This is a genomic window from Flavobacterium sp. DSR2-3-3 (assembly GCF_049896585.1).
Taxonomy (GTDB): domain Bacteria; phylum Bacteroidota; class Bacteroidia; order Flavobacteriales; family Flavobacteriaceae; genus Flavobacterium.
Map to the genome: position 1 here is coordinate 82,940 of NZ_JAFCUP010000002.1, position 18,462 is coordinate 101,401.

The 18,462-nt window shown below is 33.5% G+C and carries 10 protein-coding genes; 7 read left to right on the plus strand and 3 right to left on the minus strand.

Going from position 1 to position 18,462, the window contains the following annotated elements; genetic code table 11:
• Positions 1-18 precede the first annotated feature (18 nt).
• A complete protein-coding gene (locus tag ACP7AQ_RS03075; protein WP_426094356.1) occupies positions 19-528 on the minus strand; it encodes a hypothetical protein in 510 nt (169 codons plus the stop codon).
• Positions 529-1,088: 560 nt separating this feature from the next.
• On the opposite strand from ACP7AQ_RS03075, the gene dnaK reads away from it, so the two are divergent.
• Positions 1,089-2,978 (plus strand): molecular chaperone DnaK, encoded by a 1,890-nt coding sequence (gene dnaK / locus ACP7AQ_RS03080; RefSeq protein ID WP_426063298.1) that lies wholly within the window; start codon positions 1,089-1,091, stop codon positions 2,976-2,978.
• Between the two features lie 87 nt (positions 2,979-3,065).
• Here dnaK and ACP7AQ_RS03085 read toward each other — a convergent pair whose 3' ends face one another.
• The gene (locus ACP7AQ_RS03085) at positions 3,066-3,968 is read right to left on the minus strand and encodes a Brp/Blh family beta-carotene 15,15'-dioxygenase (RefSeq protein ID WP_426094357.1); all 903 of its coding nucleotides are present in this window, start codon (positions 3,966-3,968) and stop codon (positions 3,066-3,068) included.
• Positions 3,969-4,079: 111 nt separating this feature from the next.
• Between ACP7AQ_RS03085 and ACP7AQ_RS03090 the strand changes: the two genes are divergently transcribed.
• Positions 4,080-4,805 carry a bacteriorhodopsin-like gene (locus tag ACP7AQ_RS03090; RefSeq protein ID WP_426094358.1) on the plus strand — a complete coding sequence of 242 codons (726 nt, stop codon included), beginning with the start codon at positions 4,080-4,082 and terminating at the stop codon, positions 4,803-4,805.
• 265 nt (positions 4,806-5,070) lie between these two features.
• On the opposite strand, the gene ACP7AQ_RS03095 is transcribed toward ACP7AQ_RS03090, so the two are convergent.
• On the minus strand, positions 5,071-7,632 hold the full coding sequence (locus ACP7AQ_RS03095; protein WP_426094359.1) for a zinc-dependent metalloprotease: 2,562 nt from the start codon (positions 7,630-7,632) through the stop codon (positions 5,071-5,073).
• A gap of 341 nt (positions 7,633-7,973) precedes the next feature.
• Here ACP7AQ_RS03095 and corA point away from each other — a divergent pair, with 341 nt between their 5' ends.
• From corA to ACP7AQ_RS03120, 5 genes are all read left to right on the plus strand, one after another.
• Positions 7,974-9,044: a magnesium/cobalt transporter CorA gene (gene corA, locus ACP7AQ_RS03100; protein ID WP_426091660.1), complete on the plus strand. Its 1,071-nt coding sequence runs from the start codon at positions 7,974-7,976 to the stop codon at positions 9,042-9,044.
• 52 nt (positions 9,045-9,096) lie between these two features.
• Complete coding sequence (gene pta / locus ACP7AQ_RS03105; protein ID WP_426094360.1) at positions 9,097-11,190, plus strand: phosphate acetyltransferase; 2,094 nt, start codon at positions 9,097-9,099, stop codon at positions 11,188-11,190.
• A 1-nt stretch (position 11,191) separates the two neighbouring features.
• Complete coding sequence (locus ACP7AQ_RS03110) at positions 11,192-12,391, plus strand: acetate/propionate family kinase (protein ID WP_426094361.1); 1,200 nt, start codon at positions 11,192-11,194, stop codon at positions 12,389-12,391.
• A gap of 98 nt (positions 12,392-12,489) precedes the next feature.
• A complete protein-coding gene (locus ACP7AQ_RS03115) occupies positions 12,490-15,234 on the plus strand; it encodes a histidine kinase (protein WP_426094362.1) in 2,745 nt (914 codons plus the stop codon).
• 242 nt (positions 15,235-15,476) lie between these two features.
• A complete protein-coding gene (locus ACP7AQ_RS03120; RefSeq protein WP_426094363.1) occupies positions 15,477-18,458 on the plus strand; it encodes a SusC/RagA family TonB-linked outer membrane protein in 2,982 nt (993 codons plus the stop codon).
• Positions 18,459-18,462: the final 4 nt, after the last annotated feature.

Genomic DNA, 18,462 nt, shown 5'->3' on the forward strand with positions numbered 1-18,462 from the left:
GGCGGTTAGCGGTAGTAGTTATTCTTCTTGTTCATCTTCAATTTCTAATAATTTATTAAACCTAAAGTCAGTAAGATTTCCTTTTTGTGTTTTTTCTTTACCTCTAATATCAGTTGTCTTATTATTTTTTAAGTTAGTTATTTTTATTAAGATTGAGTTTACATTTCCAACTGCATAATAAGTATCATGTACAACATATTTATAATCGCCATTTATAAACTTAATATAATTCAAATCCATTCCTTCATTTTGAATTCCGCCACCACGTAAATAAAATGAGTATTTAAATAGATTCCAGCTTTCTTTCGTTTTTTCGGGAAACTCAAATTCAATTTTATTTTTTGTACCAAATCTATAAATGATGTATTTATCGTTTTGGTCTTTCGCTAAAACAAGTTTCTTACCATTTTGAGTTTCGAAACTATAAATTAGTTTCTCGTTTGGCAAAAGATATTTTTGAGCAAAAATTAAGTTAGAAAAGGCTAACATTAATAATATAATTAAATTTCTATTTGTCCTTTCAGTCATAAACTTGATTTTATTTAGTTCTGCGCTACTATTACCGCTAATAGGCGCGCGCTAGGCGCTGCTTCCAAGTTGCGTTTAACGCGAAGTTGGGAGAAGTTCGCGCCTATTGGGAAAAATGCGTCGCGCATTTTCCCCAACTTCTATATACTCGCTACAAACTAGCGCATATACACCCAAAATCGGTATGCTTTGCGCTACAAATGGCTTTTCTATCTTTCTGCTAATGTAATTAATATATTACGAATTATTAATATTGAAATTTTAAAGTAATCGAAAAAAAATAAATGAAGTTAGGAATCAGATTTCCTAGCCCCGACAGCAGCGGCATCCTTTTCTTTTTTTCTTTAAAAAAGAAAAGATATAGCGAATAGCGGGAATCAGCTCCTAATTCCGACTTCCGCCAAAATGAAAAACCCACTGAAATGTCATCTTGTCAGATTTTTTTACGCCAATTTTAACACAAACTGACAATTCATTGGGCCGTTTTGTATTGGCACAAAGATTGACTTATCGATTCCGAGTCTTTAAAACATGTATACAAAAAATTAAATATATTAAAAATGGGTAAAATAATCGGAATTGATTTAGGTACGACCAACTCTTGTGTTTCTGTAATGGAAGGTAATGAAGCAGTTGTTATTCCTAATGCAGAAGGAAAAAGAACAACACCATCTATCATCGCTTTTGTTGAAGGTGGAGAAATTAAAGTAGGAGATCCTGCTAAAAGACAAGCGGTAACTAATCCAACAAAGACTATTGCTTCTATCAAACGTTTTATGGGTCATTCTTTTTCAGAAATTACAGCTGAAGCAAAAAGAGTTTCTTATTCAGTAGTAAAAGGGGACAACAACACACCACGTGTGGATATTGATGGTCGTTTATACACTGCTCAAGAATTGTCAGCTATGACACTTCAAAAAATGAAAAAAACAGCTGAAGACTATTTAGGTCAAACTGTTACCGAAGCAGTTATTACTGTTCCAGCATACTTTAATGATGCACAACGTCAAGCTACAAAAGAAGCGGGTGAAATTGCAGGTCTTAAAGTAATGCGTATTATCAACGAACCTACAGCTGCTGCACTTGCTTACGGTTTAGATAAAAAAGGTAAAGATCAAAAAATTGCTGTTTACGATTTAGGTGGAGGTACATTTGATATTTCTGTTCTTGAATTAGGAGACGGAGTTTTTGAAGTATTGTCTACAAACGGTGATACTCACTTAGGTGGAGATGATTTTGACCACGAAATTATTGACTGGTTAGCTGACGAATTTAAAGCTGAAGAAGGTATTGACTTACGTCTTGATCCAATGTCATTGCAACGTTTGAAAGAAGCTGCTGAGAAAGCAAAAATTGAATTGTCTTCTTCTGCTGAAACTGAAATCAACTTGCCATATGTAACTGCTACGGCTTCAGGACCAAAACACTTAGTTAAAAAATTAACTAGAGCTCAATTTGAAAAATTAACTGATTCATTAGTAAAACGTTCTATGGCACCAGTTGCTAAAGCGTTGAAAGATGCAGGTTTAACTGTTTCAGATATTGATGAAGTTATTTTGGTTGGAGGTTCTACTCGTATGCCAAGAATTGCTGAAGAGGTTGAAAAATTCTTTGGTAAAAAAGCGTCAAAAGGAGTAAACCCTGATGAGGTTGTTGCAATTGGAGCAGCTATTCAAGGTGGAGTTCTTTCTGGAGATGTAAAAGATGTATTGTTACTTGACGTTACACCTTTATCTTTAGGTATCGAAACTATGGGTGGTGTTTTGACTAAATTAATTGAGTCTAACACAACTATTCCAACTAAAAAATCTCAAGTTTTCTCTACAGCTGCAGATTCTCAACCAACAGTTGAAATCCACGTTTTGCAAGGAGACAGAGCCATGGCAGTTGACAACAAAACTATCGGTCGTTTCCATTTAGATGGTATTCCACCAGCTCCAAGAGGTGTTCCACAAATTGAAGTAACTTTTGATATTGATGCTAATGGTATCATCAAAGTTTCGGCTACTGATAAAGGAACTGGAAAATCTCACGATATTCGTATTGAAGCTTCTTCTGGATTGACTTCTGAAGAAATCGAAAGAATGAAAAAAGATGCAGAAGCTAATGCTGACTCTGACAAACTTTTAAGAGAAAGAGCAGAAAAATTGAATGAAGCAGACGGAATGATTTTCCAAACTGAAACTCAATTAAAAGAATTAGGTTCTAAATTATCTGATGAAAACAAAGTTGCTGTAGAATATGCATTAACTGAATTGAGAATGGCACACCAATCTCAAGACATCCCTGCAATTCAAACGGCTCTTGACAACATCAACGCTGCTTGGAAAAAAGCAACTGAGGCGATGTATGCTCAAGGAGAACAAGGTCAAGGAGAAGCACAACCACAAGGGGATGCTGCTACTCAAGGTGACAATGTTGAAGACGTTGAATTTGAAGAAGTAAAATAATAATTTCCCGTAAAGATACACTGCGGTGCATCGTTACTGTTGATTTAGAAAACCGTTTGCCTTTGGTGAACGGTTTTTTTATGCATTTTATTTTTTAGTTTGTTTTTTACCTCGAAACATTTCTGTAATTACTGCTGCATGGGGAAATGTTATAGCAGCTAAAAAAGAGAAAAATAAAGCATTAAAGAGCTGTTCTCCTTTGCACAAATAGTAGATTAATGTGATTCCTAATATTGAAATGAACCAATAAATTCCTGCTGCTCTACAATAGGCAATAAAATATTTCATGGAAAAAGAGCCATTCAAAAATTTAATTTGGTCAATTATAGAAGGAATACTGTGCCACAACACAAAATAAATAGCGAATCCCCATATTAGACTGGAAGATTTAAAAAGGATTGCAAACAGAACCAAATAGAAGAATTCCAAAAGTAGTTTATTTCTGATTTTTTCTGATTTCCAAAACAAATAAGCACTTAAACCGATAAAAACGATGCCTGAAATTTGCAGTAGTAAAAATAAAGACTGGCTTGGTATACTAATATTTGCGATGTTCAAGATGATATTTTGCACTTCACCAGAGTGAAAATTAAACAATAACAATAAAATTACAAATCCGTATAAAAATTGGAACAGTATTACGAGCCATTTTGGAAATTTATGCTGAATAAAAGTTTGCCATTGCTGTTCTCCAAAATGGTACGCACTCACAATAATGAATAATAGAAGCGCCACATAAGGTATTGTATAAAACAAAAGTATACCTGTTAAAACTACAGCAATATAATACCCTAATATTTTTAGTCTTGAATTGGATTGTTTTGTGGTATCGATATTTTCAATTAAAAGTAGATCATTTGCACCATGCAAAATACCAAAAGTAAAAATTAGGAGGAAACCCAATATTATCTGAAGCTTATCTGTAAAAAAAGAGTCCATCCACAACCCAAAAAAACTGGCTACAATTGCAATATTTGAATAATTTTTCATAAATTTTAATTATCGTTTAAAATTAGTCAAAAAATATTAAACAAAAATCATTTTTTATTGTTTAACTTTTACTACATTTGAGTAAACAAAAACCATTAAAATTATTTATTTATGACAAATTTTATGTTTATTTCAGGATTAGTCGGAAAATTATCCCCAACCGATTACGTAGGTTTTACATTTTTTGTGGGCTGTATGGCAATGATGGCCGCTTCAGCATTTTTCTTTTTATCTTTAAGCCAGTTTGATAAAAAGTGGCGAACTTCAGTATTAGTGTCAGGATTAATCACTTTTATTGCTGCTGTACATTATTTCTACATGAGAGATTATTGGGCTTCATTTGGTGAATCTCCTACATTTTTTCGTTATGTAGACTGGGTACTGACCGTACCGTTAATGTGTTTAGAATTTTATCTGATACTAAAAGTAGCAGGAGCAAAACAGTCATTATTATGGAAAATGATTATTTACTCGGTGATCATGTTAGTAACAGGTTACATTGGTGAAGTTATTTCACCGGAAAATGCAGCATTGTGGGGATTCATCTCTGGAGTAGCTTATTTTTTAATCGTATACGAGATTTGGTTAGGCGAAGCTGCGAAATTAGCAGCAGTAGCTGGAGGCGAAGTACAAAAAGCACACAAAATTTTATGCTGGTTTGTACTTGTTGGTTGGTCTATTTATCCATTAGGATATATGATGGGAACAACAGGATGGTACAACGGATTTATACCAGCGGGCAATATTGACGTGGTTTATAACATAGCTGACGCGATCAATAAAATCGGTTTTGGTTTAGTAATTTATAGTTTAGCCGTAAAATCTTCAAGAGATTAATTATTCGCTTTAAATTTAATATTTATTTTGTTAAAACCGGACTAGAAATAGTTCGGTTTTTTTGTGGTATTACATCAAACAAAATACCCGACCTATTTTTTAAATAAGTCGGGTATTTTAATTCAATCATTATTGTTATTTATCACGCAGAGACGCACCGCAGCACGTTTCTACAAGGTACATTTCTGAAAGAAACATTACATTAAAGTCACATTTAACAAAAAAAAGGGAAAATGTTGTTTGAACATTTTCCCTTTTTAATTTATTATTTAGGATCTAAAGCTTCACCAATTCTAGATATTAAATCAAGTACATGGTATTTACTAATTCGGTCTGACATTCTAGCGGAAGACATTTTTAAATCATTTTTAAGTGAATTCAATTGACCTCTGGCAATAGAAGGTAAATCTGTTTGGGCTAAATTCACTCTTCTGGTATTGAATCCGTACGTTACACCAACTGGTACCGACCTTACTTCTGCATTGCCAGGCTTGAGTAAGCCAATCATTTTATCTACGTATAATTTCTGAATGTTTCTGCGATACATATCGATAGAACTGTTGCTTTTCAATTCAGAAAAAATTCCTTTGTTCAAATCAGTAATTAATTCGTCTACTGAATAATTGTCTTTACTCGCCGTTGAGGTTTCTAAAAGGCGAACCATTCTGTCACCGGCTAACAAGCTAGTTAGTGTTGCATCCTGCATTCCTTTAATAGCTTCAACACCACTTTCCGGGTTTATTTTTGAAAGAACGTTTTGATCTAGTAACCATTTTGGAGTGGTGAACAATTGCGTATTTAAGAATGCCACAGCATCTTTTTGGATACTTTTTGGCACTACTTGAAATTGATTGCCAGACATGTCATAGGTTTTTGGAGAGTCATAAATTCCACCCACGTTTTTAGTAACGTGTCCCATGTATCTTCTGAATTGTCCTGTAAGTGCGCCATAAAGCTCATCTAATTCAGCATAACTTTCACCATCTTCTTTTGTCCATTCTAATAAATTAGGCAGAATTCTTTTCAGGTTTTTTATTCCATATTCAGAGGCTCTCATTGCATTATCACCAATATCTTCTGTTTGGTATCTTGGATCATAAGGACTTGTTTCAGAACCAAACCATAAGCGATTGTTTTTGTACGCTTCCTTAGTCATTTCGTTTAAGAAAGCTTTCTCTTGCGCTTCATTTTTAGTGTCTTCAAAATAAGAATATCCCCATTTGATAGCCCATTTGTCATAATCTCCAATTCTAGGAAATAAAGTTGTAACGTTATCTTCAGGCTGTGCAACATAATTAAAACGTGCATAATCCATGATAGAAGAAGTATGACCGTTTTTCGCTTGGTAATCTTTATCTCTAAGTTTTTCAACCGGAGTGGCTGAACTTGCTCCCATATTGTGACGCAACCCTAAAGTATGTCCTACTTCATGAGAGGAAACAAAACGGATTAACTCTCCCATTAACTTATCATCAAACTTTTTTGATCTTGCAGCCGGATCAACAGCGGCAGTTTGAATCAAATACCAGTTTCTTAAAAGACTCATGATATTGTGGTACCAACCAATGTGGCTTTCTAAAATTTCACCGCTTCTTGGATCGTGAACGTTTGGACCATAAGCATTTTGAATTTCAGCTGCGAAGTATCTTAAAACAGAAAAACGAGCATCTTCCAAGCTCATTGTTGGATCATTTTCTGGCCAATATTCTCCTCGAATAGCATTCTTCCAACCTGCTCCTTCAAAAGCGATTTGCCAATCGTCAATACCTTGTTTGATGAATTTTTTCCATTTTTCCGGAGTCGCAGGGTCAATGTAATATACAATTGGTTTCAAAGGTTCAATTAATTCACCCTTTTTTTGTTTTTGTGCATCTTCAGGTGACTTAGGCTCTAAACGCCATCTCACAGCAAATACTTTGGTGTCTGATTTTTGAGATTCTTCTTCAAACACACCATATTGGTTTGCAAAATAGCCTACACGAGCATCAAATTCTCTTTTGCGCATCGGATTTTTTGGCAATAAAATCATAGAAGTATTCATTTCTACAGTAACTACTCCCGCATCTAAAGCGGATGGTAAATCAACTCCAATTTTTGGTGTTGGTGTCGTATTGATTTTTGGGGGTGTTGTTGTGAAGGTTTTTACACTTCTAATTTCAGTGTTTATTGGAAAGCTACTTACTTTGGAGATAAACGATCTGTCTTTTTGAAACGTTTGGATGTTTAATAATTGTTTCTTAATTGGATCCAAAGAAAAAGTTTGAACATCAGCATCAAAAGTTGTTGCTAAATCTACTACATAACCAGTAATCTTTCCAGTTTCATCTTTTTTGTACGCCAGAACATCATAATTTCCAATGATTGGGTCAGAAGTTGAATTTTTAACCGCCTGAGCCATTGGTTTATCTTCATCCGGAGTCATAATAACGTAAGTAATTGATCGAAGCAGGATGTTGTTATTTAATCCTTTTTCCCATCGAACCACCTGTCTGTTGATTTCTTCTCCACCAAAAATTCCGCCACCGGCCGGAGTTTTAGAATATCGGGTAATGGTCATCATTTCGCTTCCTAAAATTGAGTCTGGAATTTCAAAAAGGTATTTGTTGTCTACTTTATGAACATCAATAAGTCCTCTTTGCGTAACTGCACTTGAATCAATGACTTTTTTGTACGGTTTAGGTTCTTTCTTGGCGTCAGAAGCTTTGGTATCCACTTTGGCAACAGCATTTTTATCTGCTTTTCTTTTTTTTCGACTTTGAGCGAATGTCTCTGGAGCTGAAAAAATCAGCAGAAATACAATAAATAAGGTTAATTTTTTTTTAAGCATTTGGTTCAACATAAAATAGTTAATAATTAGTTTTCAGTGCGTAAATAGGAGAATTTTCTATTTATTCGGCATTAATCTTCAAATCTATTGATATATTTTTAAAAATATATATTTTGAAAATGCAATTTTGAATAATTAACATAAATTAACATTCGTGGAATATGTAATTATTTATTATGCTTACATGATTTTTCTCATAGAAGAGATGGTTATTTCTGTGTATTTTCGCTTTAAAATTAATAAATAGTTAGGCATAACTTTTGATTTTGGCAATGCCAAAAGGCGGAAGTAGCCGTACTTTTGATTTTTTATTGTATTATTACTTTATAAATGATTTTTGAATGAGAAAAATTAAATACAAGAAAGGAAAGAAATTGCAACCTTACAATCTGGAATATACAGGGATTCACAAAACCAAAGATTCAGAGATGCAATTATTTGTTTACGATGATTTGAATTTAGCAGAATATGAGGATTTTAAGGTTTCTAATTTAGACAACTATATAGAAAAACAAAAAACGAATTGGGTAAATATTCACGGTTTAAATAATGTGGAATGGCTAAAATCTATTGGGAATTATTTTAAAATAGATAATTTCATGTTAGCCGATATTTTAAATACAACAAGAAGAACTAAACTTGAAGAATCACACGAATTTTTATTCTTTAATATCAAATCACTTTTACCTGCAGAACATTCTGATAATATTAGTGTTGAACAAATAAGTTTTTTGATAAAGGATGGTGTTTTAATTTCTTTTCAAGAAAAAAGAAGTGATTTTTTTACTCATATTCGGGAGCGGATTCGCACACATTCGGGCTTAGTGAGAGAGAAAAAAGCGGATTATTTGTTGTATATCCTGCTAGACGCTATTATGGAAAATTTCTACATTACTTTAGAAAATGAAGAAGACAAAGTAGAAGAGTTGATCAATCTTACCAAGAAAAGTGTAGATCCAATAATTTTAGAAAAGATTGAGAAACACAGGGATAATTTTAATTTCTTAAAACGATCCATCATTCCGCTGCGCGATTCTTTATATGATATTAAAAGCGTCAAGGACGACAATATTTTTAATGCTATGGAATCAGATACTTTCAGCTTTTTTTCTCGATTGCACCAAAAGAGTTTAGAACTTTTAGAACAAATTGAATCGGATATGGGATCATTAGAAAGTGCGTCAAATTTCTTTTTTTCGGCACAAACCCATAAGATGAATGAGATTATGAAAACGCTTACCATCGTTTCGGCAATATTTATTCCGCTTACTTTTATTGTGGGAGTGTATGGTATGAATTTTGAAAATTTGCCTGAACTAAAATATCAATATGGTTATCATATTGTGATGGGAATCATGTTTTTGATTGTGATGGGAATGATAATCTATTTTAAAAAACGCCGTTGGTTTTAATACGTAAAAAGCAATATCTCCAATTTTTTTGGAATTAATTTAAAAATAAAAAATGAATAAGGCCATTTATATAGCGACAAGCGAGCAAAATAGCGGTAAGTCTATTGTCACACTGGGACTAATGAGCATGCTAATTGGTAAAACTGCCAAGGTTGGTTATTTCAGACCAATAATCGAAGATACCGAAGAAGGAGGATTTGACAATCATATTGAAACGGTGTTAGGTCATTTTGGTTTGGATATCGAGTTTGAAGATGCATTTGCCATCACAAAAAGTAAACTAATCAAGAAAAAAAATAAAGGGAAAATAGGGGAGGTTCTCGATTTGATTATTGAAAAATATAAGAAATTAGAGGAACGTTTTGATTTTGTTTTAGTTGAAGGAACCGGATTTAGTGGCGAAGGAACGGTGATAGAATTAGATATGAATGTTCTGATTGCTAAAAATCTTGGAATTCCAACCATTATTGTAGGTTCAGGAGTGGGCAAAACGCTGGAAGAATTATTGGACAGTTTGTATCTCGCTTACGATTCATTCAAAGTTAAGGATGTGGAGGTTTTGGCCGTCATTGCCAATAAGGTGCAGCAGGAGAATATAGAAATAGTAGCGAATGGATTACGAAAAACTTTGCCTGAAAGCGTAATGGTAAATGCAATTCCATTAATCCATAATTTAAACAACCCAACAGTACAGGAAATCGTCAATGAGTTGGATGCCAAAGTTTTATTTGGTGCCGCTAATTTGAACAATCAAACGGGAAATTTTAGCGTTGGCGCCATGCAATTGTGTAATTATTTGCTGCATTTAAAAGAGAATAGCCTCGTAATTACTCCCGGAGATCGTGCCGACATTATTTTAGGAGCTTTACAAGCCAATGAATCCGTAAATTATCCTACAATTTCCGGAATTGTGTTGACAGGAAATATTTTGCCGGAAATTAGTATTTTGAAATTGATAGAAGGACTTTCGCCGGTTGTTCCAATTATTGCCGTTGAAGAGGGTACTTATTTTATCACCAATAAAATAGGATCCATAAAATCTAAAATCTACGCAAACAACAAGCAGAAGATTGAAATTTCTATTACTACTTTCGAAAAATATGTAGACTTAGACAACTTGGCTGAAAAGCTGATCACTTTTGAAGCTGAAGGAATGACACCAAAAATGTTCCAGTATAATTTGGTAAAAAGAGCCAGAAAACACAGGAAACACATTGTACTGCCGGAAGGAAATGACGATCGAATTATTATGGCGGCTTCCCGTTTATTAGAAATGGATGTGGTGGATATTTCTATCATAGGCAACAAGAAACAAATAGAAAACAAAGTATCAGAATTGGGTTTGTTTTTTGATTTTTCTAAAGTGCAAATCATTAATCCGATAGAATCCGAGCATTATGATGATTATGTAAACACGTATTTTGAGTTGCGAAAAGCAAAAAACGTAACTGTAGGAATGGCGAAAGATTTGATGGAAGATGTTTCGTATTTTGGTACGATGATGGTCTACAAAGGACATGCTGACGGAATGGTTTCCGGTGCTGCACATACCACGCAACATACTATTTTACCGGCGTTGCAATTCATTAAAACAAAACCCAATTCCTCTGTCGTTTCATCGATATTTTTTATGTGTTTAGAGGACAGAGTTTCTGTTTTTGGAGATTGCGCCATTAATCCAAATCCTACTGCGGAGCAATTGGCTGAAATTGCTATTTCATCTGCCGATTCCAGTTTGGCTTTTGGTATTGAACCAAAAATCGCCATGCTTTCTTACTCATCCGGTTCTTCAGGAAAAGGAGATGAAGTGGATAAAGTGCGAACAGCAACTGAAATAGTCAGAAAAAAACGCCCCGACTTAAAAATTGAAGGGCCTATTCAATATGATGCCGCCGTAGATATGGAAGTGGGAAAAAGTAAAATGCCAAATTCGGAAGTGGCAGGACAAGCCAGCGTTCTAATTTTTCCTGATTTAAACACGGGAAACAATACGTATAAAGCAGTTCAAAGAGAAACTGGCGCATTAGCCATTGGACCGATGTTACAGGGACTAAACAAACCTGTCAATGATTTAAGCCGCGGTTGTACAGTTGATGATATTATAAATACAGTCGTGATTACTGCGATTCAAGCTCAAGGATTATAAAATGAAAATAGTAATTATAAACTCAGGAAGTTCCTCCATAAAATACCAATTAATTAATATGCCGGCAAATGAAGTAATTTGTTCGGGGATGATTGACAGAATAGGATTGGAAACTTCGAATCTAACATATGTTACAAATAGTACTAAATTAGAGGAAACGTTGCCTATTGCAAACCATAAAATAGGTTTGGAGAAAATTGCCAAATTACTGATGGATGAAACAATAGGAGTAATCAAAAGTACGGATGAAATAGAAGCTGTCGGTCATCGTGTGGTGCATGGCGGAAGCGCTTTTTCGAATACCGTAATTATTACCAGTGAGGTAAAAGACAAAATCAGAGAACTTTTTGATTTAGCACCCTTACATAATCCAGCGAATTTAGAAGGAATAAATGTGGCCGAGGAAATTTTCAATTCGGCAATACAAGTGGCTGTTTTTGATACTGCTTTCCATCAAACGATTCCAGTTGTGGCGCACAAATATGCATTGCCGAATTCCCTTTTGACAGACAATAAAATACGCGTATACGGTTTTCATGGAACGAGTCATAAGTATGTTTCAGAAAAGGCGATTCATTATTTGAAACAGAATATTATAAATAAAGTTTCGAAAATTATTACCATACATTTAGGAAATGGATGTAGCATGACAGCCATAAAAGACGGAAAAAGCATTGACCATACGCTTGGTTTTGGTCCTATGAATGGTTTGATAATGGGAACCCGAAGCGGAGATGTAGATCAATCCGTGATTTTTTATTTGGTTAACTCTTTGGGATATACGCTTGATGATGTCAATACGATGTTGCAGAAACAAAGTGGAATGCTTGGGCTTACAGGCTACAGCGATTTGAGGGATATTGAAGCGAATGCAGCGATAGGGAATGTTGATTGCCAGTTGGCTTTAGAAATGAATGCCTATCGAATTAAAAAACATATTGGTTCGTATACGGCAGTTTTAAATGGACTTGATGCTATTGTTTTTACGGCAGGAATAGGAGAGAATTCCTCTTATATTCGAAAACTGGTATGTACAGATATGGATTATTTCGGAATAGAATTAGACGATTCTAAGAATGAAATTCGTTCAAATGAAATTCGGGAAATCAATACACCCGACTCGAAAACAAAAATATTGGTCATTCCTACTAATGAGGAAATCGAAATAGCCAATCAGGTATTTAAATTATTGACGAATTAAGAAATTAATCAACTTGAAAAAAGCTTCTGTAAACAGAGGCTTTTTTTATGGCTTTTATTTGAGAAATCTAATTATATTTGGATATAAAACGCCACATTTTGAAAGCAAGAATTACAGTATTGATCCTGTTATATTTTTTTTCGTTTCAACTTTATTCTCAAGAGTTGCTACCTTTTGTTGAAAATTACAACAAATCTGATTATCATGGGGATAACCAAATTTGGAATGTAGCACAAGGAAATGATAATGCTATGTATTTTGCCAATAATTATTATTTATTGCGGTATGATGGCGTAAAATGGGAGAAATATTCGTTACCCAACAAAACGATAATCCGTTCCATAATGGTGGATGGAGATAGAATTTATTCCGGTTCTTATAAGGAATTTGGTTATTGGTACCGAAAAAACGGAAAGATGTTTTATGTTTCTATTTCTGATAAAACAACGATTTTTGATGAGAGTGATAATGAGGAGATTTGGAAAATTTTTAAATTTAAAGATAAAATTTACTTTCAATCTTTTAATGGAATTTTTCTGTATAATGGAAAAATAATCAAAAAAAATAAGTTTGATTTTTTGGTTTCCTATTGTTTTCCTGTCGGTGATGAATTATTAGTTGCTTCAGTAGAAAAAGGTATTTACAAGATGAATAATTCCAAGTTTGAAAAAGTAAAAGGTTGGGATGTTTTAGAAAATAATGTTATTCATGCTATTGAAAAATTTCAGAACCAAACGTATGTTTTTACCAAAAAAAATGGCGTTTATGTTGACAATAATGGTGTTTTAAGTCCTTGGAAAAATCCTTTAAACGATATTTTAAAAATGGCTAACATCAATGTGGCTAAATTTATTAAAAACAATAAATTAATCATTGGTACAGCAAGTAAAGGTGTTTTTGTTTTTGATTTAAACACCAATTCCTATAAAAACATCAATAGAAATAATGTCTTGATGAACAATTCTATTTTGAGTGTGGGTCTGGACAAAGAAAATGATTTATGGCTTGGTCTGGATAATGGAATTGCACATATTGAGGTCAATTCGCCAATATCTATTTTCTATGATAACTCGGGCGTTTTAGGCTCTGTGTATTCTGTCGCTACTATTGATAAAGGTTATCTGATGGCGTCCAATCATGGTATTTTTAAATTAGAAGGCAATCAATTTTCTATAGTTCCCAATACTGAAGGGCAGGCATGGAATATCAGTAAAATTAATAACAAATACCTGATAGGTCACAATGAAGGCACTTTTGTTTACGATAAAGGATTGCTCTATAAATTAAGTGCTATACATGGAGGTTGGAATGTAGCAAAAAGCAGTATCAATAATTCGTATTTGCAAGCAACATATAGCGGCGTAATTATTTATAATGATGTTGATGATTTGAATCAAAAGATAAGTATTAAAAGATTAATTAAACCAATTAAATATGTAGCTCAAAATAGGAAAAATGAAATATGGGCTGCCGATAACAACAGAGGTTTGTACCGCATTCTGTATAATGATGCCTATGAAACTACTGCGATTGAAAATGTTACCCAACGTAGCAAAATTAGTAATGATTTTGGTGTAAAAATATTTGAGTTTAGAAACGACATACTTTTTTTGATAAATAAATCCTGGTATACTTACAATTCAATCACCAATCAACTGGAAGAAAATGAACTATTTAATACTAATTTTAAAAATGTATCAAATATTGTTTCTATTGATGAAAATTACTTTCTAATACTTCAAGAAGGCCTTTTGTACCATGTTTATGCCAATGGCAATAAATTTGTCCGTACTGTTATTCAAGAGAAATATTACAAGGGGAAAATTATTAATGATAATTTAAAAGTTTTTAAAAACAAAGATAATTATCTGTTAAATCTCGATGACGGTTTTATCTCGTTGCAATTAAAGTACACGAATAAAATAGAATCAAATATAAAAATAGAAGCTTTTGTTAATGATAATTTGGTCAGCAATAAAGCAACAATACCATACAATTCGGAACTTCGTGTAGATGTAATCTCAGGTGCTTTTGGTGCAGCAAGGCCGAATTTATTTTACAAAATTAATGGAACTAAAGAATATATACCTGTAAATGAAGGTCTGATTGTCTTGAATAACTTGAATAGTGGTTCTAATGAGATTACCGTTTATCTTCATGATGGACTGAATTATGATAAAATTTCCAATTTTCAATTTGTTGTCGCTAAACCGTGGTATTTTTCTATTTGGATGATTTTATTGTACTTTATTGTAGTTGGAGGAATATTGTATTTGTATTACAAATGGAATAAAATGCGATATATACAGAAACTGGAATTGCGTGACGAGGAATTAAAACATCAAAAGAAAATATTGGAGATGGAATTGAAAGCCGAAAACGAACTGAATATTCAGGAGTATGAAAAGCACATCTTAGAACTGGAATTACAAACTAAATCATCTGAGGTTACCGGCAAATCACTTTCAATTGCGAAACAAGGTGAAATGATTGAAAACATTCAAAATATCCTGGATTCCGATGTGGATTTTAATAAACTGAAAAGTGAAATTAAAAAAGTTATAAAAATTAATGCTGTTAACAAGCATGAATGGGAAACCTTTGAAACAAATTTGAATCAGCTGCACAACGAATTTATAATTAACCTTTCTAAAAAATATCCTAACCTAACTTCGAAGGATATTAAGCTTTGCATTTACTTAAAAATGAATCTTTCGTCGAAAGAAATTGCACCTCTGATCAATATTTCTTTCAGGGGCGTAGAACTACATCGTTATCGTTTAAGGAAAAAATTGAACTTAGTTCAGGACGAAAACCTTTCTAAATTTTTATTGTCAATATAAAAAAAGAGTTCTTTTTATAGATATTATATTATTTAACCTCTTTTATTGTGGAATTAAAGTACATCATTACTACATCATTTAGATGCAGTATAATGTGTTTTTACCTTTCGTAGCTATTGTAAAATGGTGATTTTGTGTGCTAAAATAGTATTTTGATGTATTCATGTAGTAATTCCGTTTTGTCAACTATAACGTTGTAATTATCTAATTTGGCGTTACTAACTTTAACAAATTATTAATATATGAGAAATTTTATTATTAGCTTTTTAGTACTTATTCTACTTCCGGCGTATATGTCTGGCCAAGTAATTAAGGGAAAGGTATTGGATCAAAGTGGAATTGGGATTCCAGGAGCAATTGTAATTGCAGCTGATTCTAGAACTTCTGCCGATACTGATTTTGACGGTAATTTTAATATTAATGCCAAAGTAGGCGAAATATTAAAAATTAGTATGGTAGGTTTTGAAGCTGTATCAGTAACTGCGATTGCGGGTGAAATGACTATAATATTAAATGAATCGAAAGACACTGAACTAAGAGAGGTGGTTATCATAGGATATGGTTCGAGAAAAAAATCAGACAATACAGGATCAATATCACAACTTTCTGCAACAGACATCACCAAAACTAAAGTGTTGAATGCCACACAAGCAATTCAGGGAAAAGCAGCTGGTGTTCAGGTTATTGGAACAGATGTTCCGGGAAGTTCTCCTTCGCTAATCATTAGAGGTATTGGTACATATGGTGCTGACAGAACTCCTTTATATGTAGTAGATGGTATTCCTACCAAAAACATCAATAATTTGAACTCAAATGATATTGCCTCATTTGATATTTTAAAAGATGCATCATCATTAGCAATTTATGGAAATCAAGCCGCCAATGGAGTTGTAATTATTACCACAAAAAAAGGTAAAGGAGACAAGACTACTGTTGAATATGATGGGTTTTATGGCGTTCGTACTCCGCTAAGAACAGTTAAAATGGCAGGCTCAAATCGTTTTGCATATTACTCAGATGTGGCAGAACAAAACACCAGATTTTCAACCGATCAACGTTATAATACCAATTGGTTTGATGAAATTACCAGATTAGGAATGTATTCTTCGAATAACTTATCACTTTCTGGTGCTTCTGAAAAAATCAATTATTTATTCAGTTTGAACTATTATGACGAAAAAGGTGTTTTAGACGGATTGGATTTTAATCGTTTTACTTTTAGAAATAACAACGATTACAAGCTTTCGGATAAATTAAAAATTACGCAAACATTAAGTGGTTCGATTTCAAAGTCTACACCTAAACCGTTATCTGCTTTTACTTCAGCGTACAAACAATCGCCTTTAGTACAAGTTAAATATGACAATGGACGATGGGGAATGCCAATTATTGGTGCGGACGGACAAGCCTCTACCACTGGATCTTTGTTTAACAACGTAGGTAATCCTGTAGCTCAGTTAGCTTATTTTACTGAGGAGCAAAAAAATATATTGTTACAAGGAAGTCTTGCATTGGAATACAAAATTTTTGATGAATTAAAATTTACATCAAGAGTGGGATTGGAATACAACACCTTCAAAAGGTTTTCTTACACACCTACACGTGAATTGTGGTTAGCGGCAGATCCTTCAAGAGAAACAGCTAATTACTCCGCTTCAGAACCAATAAATGAATTGGTAACTGGAAGAAGTGATTACTTTAACTGGAACTTCGATAATTTCTTGACGTACAATAAAAAGTTTGCCGATATTCATGATGTTGAAGTGACATTAGGTATGTCAGCTCAACAATTTGGCAGCCGCGAAGAATTAGAAGTAAGAGGTAGAAACGTACCTGAAAATTCTAACTATTGGAGTTTAAATCAATCTAGTGCTCCTTCTAATAGTCTTGTAACACGACACGTAATAGGAAATCAAAGAAATTTAATTGGATATTTTGCAAGATTCCAATATACATTAATGGAAAAATACCTTTTCACGGGTACGATTCGTAGAGATGGTTCTTCACAATTTGGTTCCGATAACAAATGGGGTAATTTTCCATCATTTGGTTTGGGATGGGTACTTTCTAAAGAAGATTTCTTAGCGGAAAGTAAAACAATCAATTTCCTAAAACTACGTGGTGGTTGGGGAAGATTAGGAAATCAAAATGTTCCTATTAACCAACAAACATTCAATTCAGGAGCAGGTTTAGGATATGATTTTGGAGGTTCGCTTTATTCGGGAACTACTATTGGTGCATTTATTGACCCTACTTTGGGTTGGGAAATTACTGATGAGACTTCAGTTGGTTTAGACTTTAAAACATTAGAAAATAAATTATCAGGATCTTTGGACTGGTATGATAAAAACACTTCTAATGTAATTCTGAATGTTACTCCGCCGCTTACAGTGGGTACAGGAGCAACTCCTGCTCATGCAGGTGAAATCTCTAACACTGGATTTGAAGTTTCTTTGCGTTGGGATGATAACATCAATGATGATTTAAAATATTGGATTGGTGCTAATTATTCGAATAATAAAAATGAAGTTTCAAAGGTATTTAATCCATTAGCGATCAGACAAAATGGTGGTTTCATCAACAACGGACAGTTTACAAAAAGATTGGAAGTAGGACAACCTTTGGGAAGTTTTTATTTGTTTGAAGTAGCAGGTTATGATGCGAATGGGAATTTTACTTATTTTGATAAAGATGGTGGAATTACTTCGAATCCGGTTGAAACAGACAGAAAATTCTTTGGATCGTCACTACCAACTTATTATTACGGTATGAATTTAGGTTTCGAATACAAAAACATTGATTTTTCAGTGGATGCTTATGGAGTGGGTGGAAATAAAGTGTATAACGGTAAAAAAGCGCAACGTTTTGGTAACGAAAATATTGAAGCAAGTATTGCTACGGATTTTTGGACACCATCAAATACAAATGCAGGAAATCCGGCACCGTTTAATTCAGTTCCGTTATCTTCAGATTATTATTTAGAATCAGGAGCTTTCCTTCGAGTAAACAACATTACTTTAGGATACACATTGCCTAAAATAACAACATCTGTTTCTTCAGTTCGTATTTATGCAAGTGCAATAAATCCATTTATATCTCAAAAGTTCACTGGATATTCTCCAGAATTGAATAATGATGGTGATCCAATGGGACTGCAAGGAATTGAGTTAGATGCTTATCCTACTTTGAGTTCATTCATTATTGGTGCTAACGTAAAATTTTAATAAG

Bases quoted from the DNA above. Each gene is read 5' to 3' on its own strand.
- ACP7AQ_RS03075 (WP_426094356.1), bottom strand. From the start codon at position 528: ATGACTGAAAGGACAAATAGAAATTTAATTATATTATTAATGTTAGCC.
- dnaK (WP_426063298.1), top strand. From the start codon at position 1,089: ATGGGTAAAATAATCGGAATTGATTTAGGTACGACCAACTCTTGTGTT.
- ACP7AQ_RS03085 (WP_426094357.1), bottom strand. From the start codon at position 3,968: ATGAAAAATTATTCAAATATTGCAATTGTAGCCAGTTTTTTTGGGTTG.
- ACP7AQ_RS03090 (WP_426094358.1), top strand. From the start codon at position 4,080: ATGACAAATTTTATGTTTATTTCAGGATTAGTCGGAAAATTATCCCCA.
- ACP7AQ_RS03095 (WP_426094359.1), bottom strand. From the start codon at position 7,632: ATGCTTAAAAAAAAATTAACCTTATTTATTGTATTTCTGCTGATTTTT.
- corA (WP_426091660.1), top strand. From the start codon at position 7,974: ATGAGAAAAATTAAATACAAGAAAGGAAAGAAATTGCAACCTTACAAT.
- pta (WP_426094360.1), top strand. From the start codon at position 9,097: ATGAATAAGGCCATTTATATAGCGACAAGCGAGCAAAATAGCGGTAAG.
- ACP7AQ_RS03110 (WP_426094361.1), top strand. From the start codon at position 11,192: ATGAAAATAGTAATTATAAACTCAGGAAGTTCCTCCATAAAATACCAA.
- ACP7AQ_RS03120 (WP_426094363.1), top strand. From the start codon at position 15,477: ATGAGAAATTTTATTATTAGCTTTTTAGTACTTATTCTACTTCCGGCG.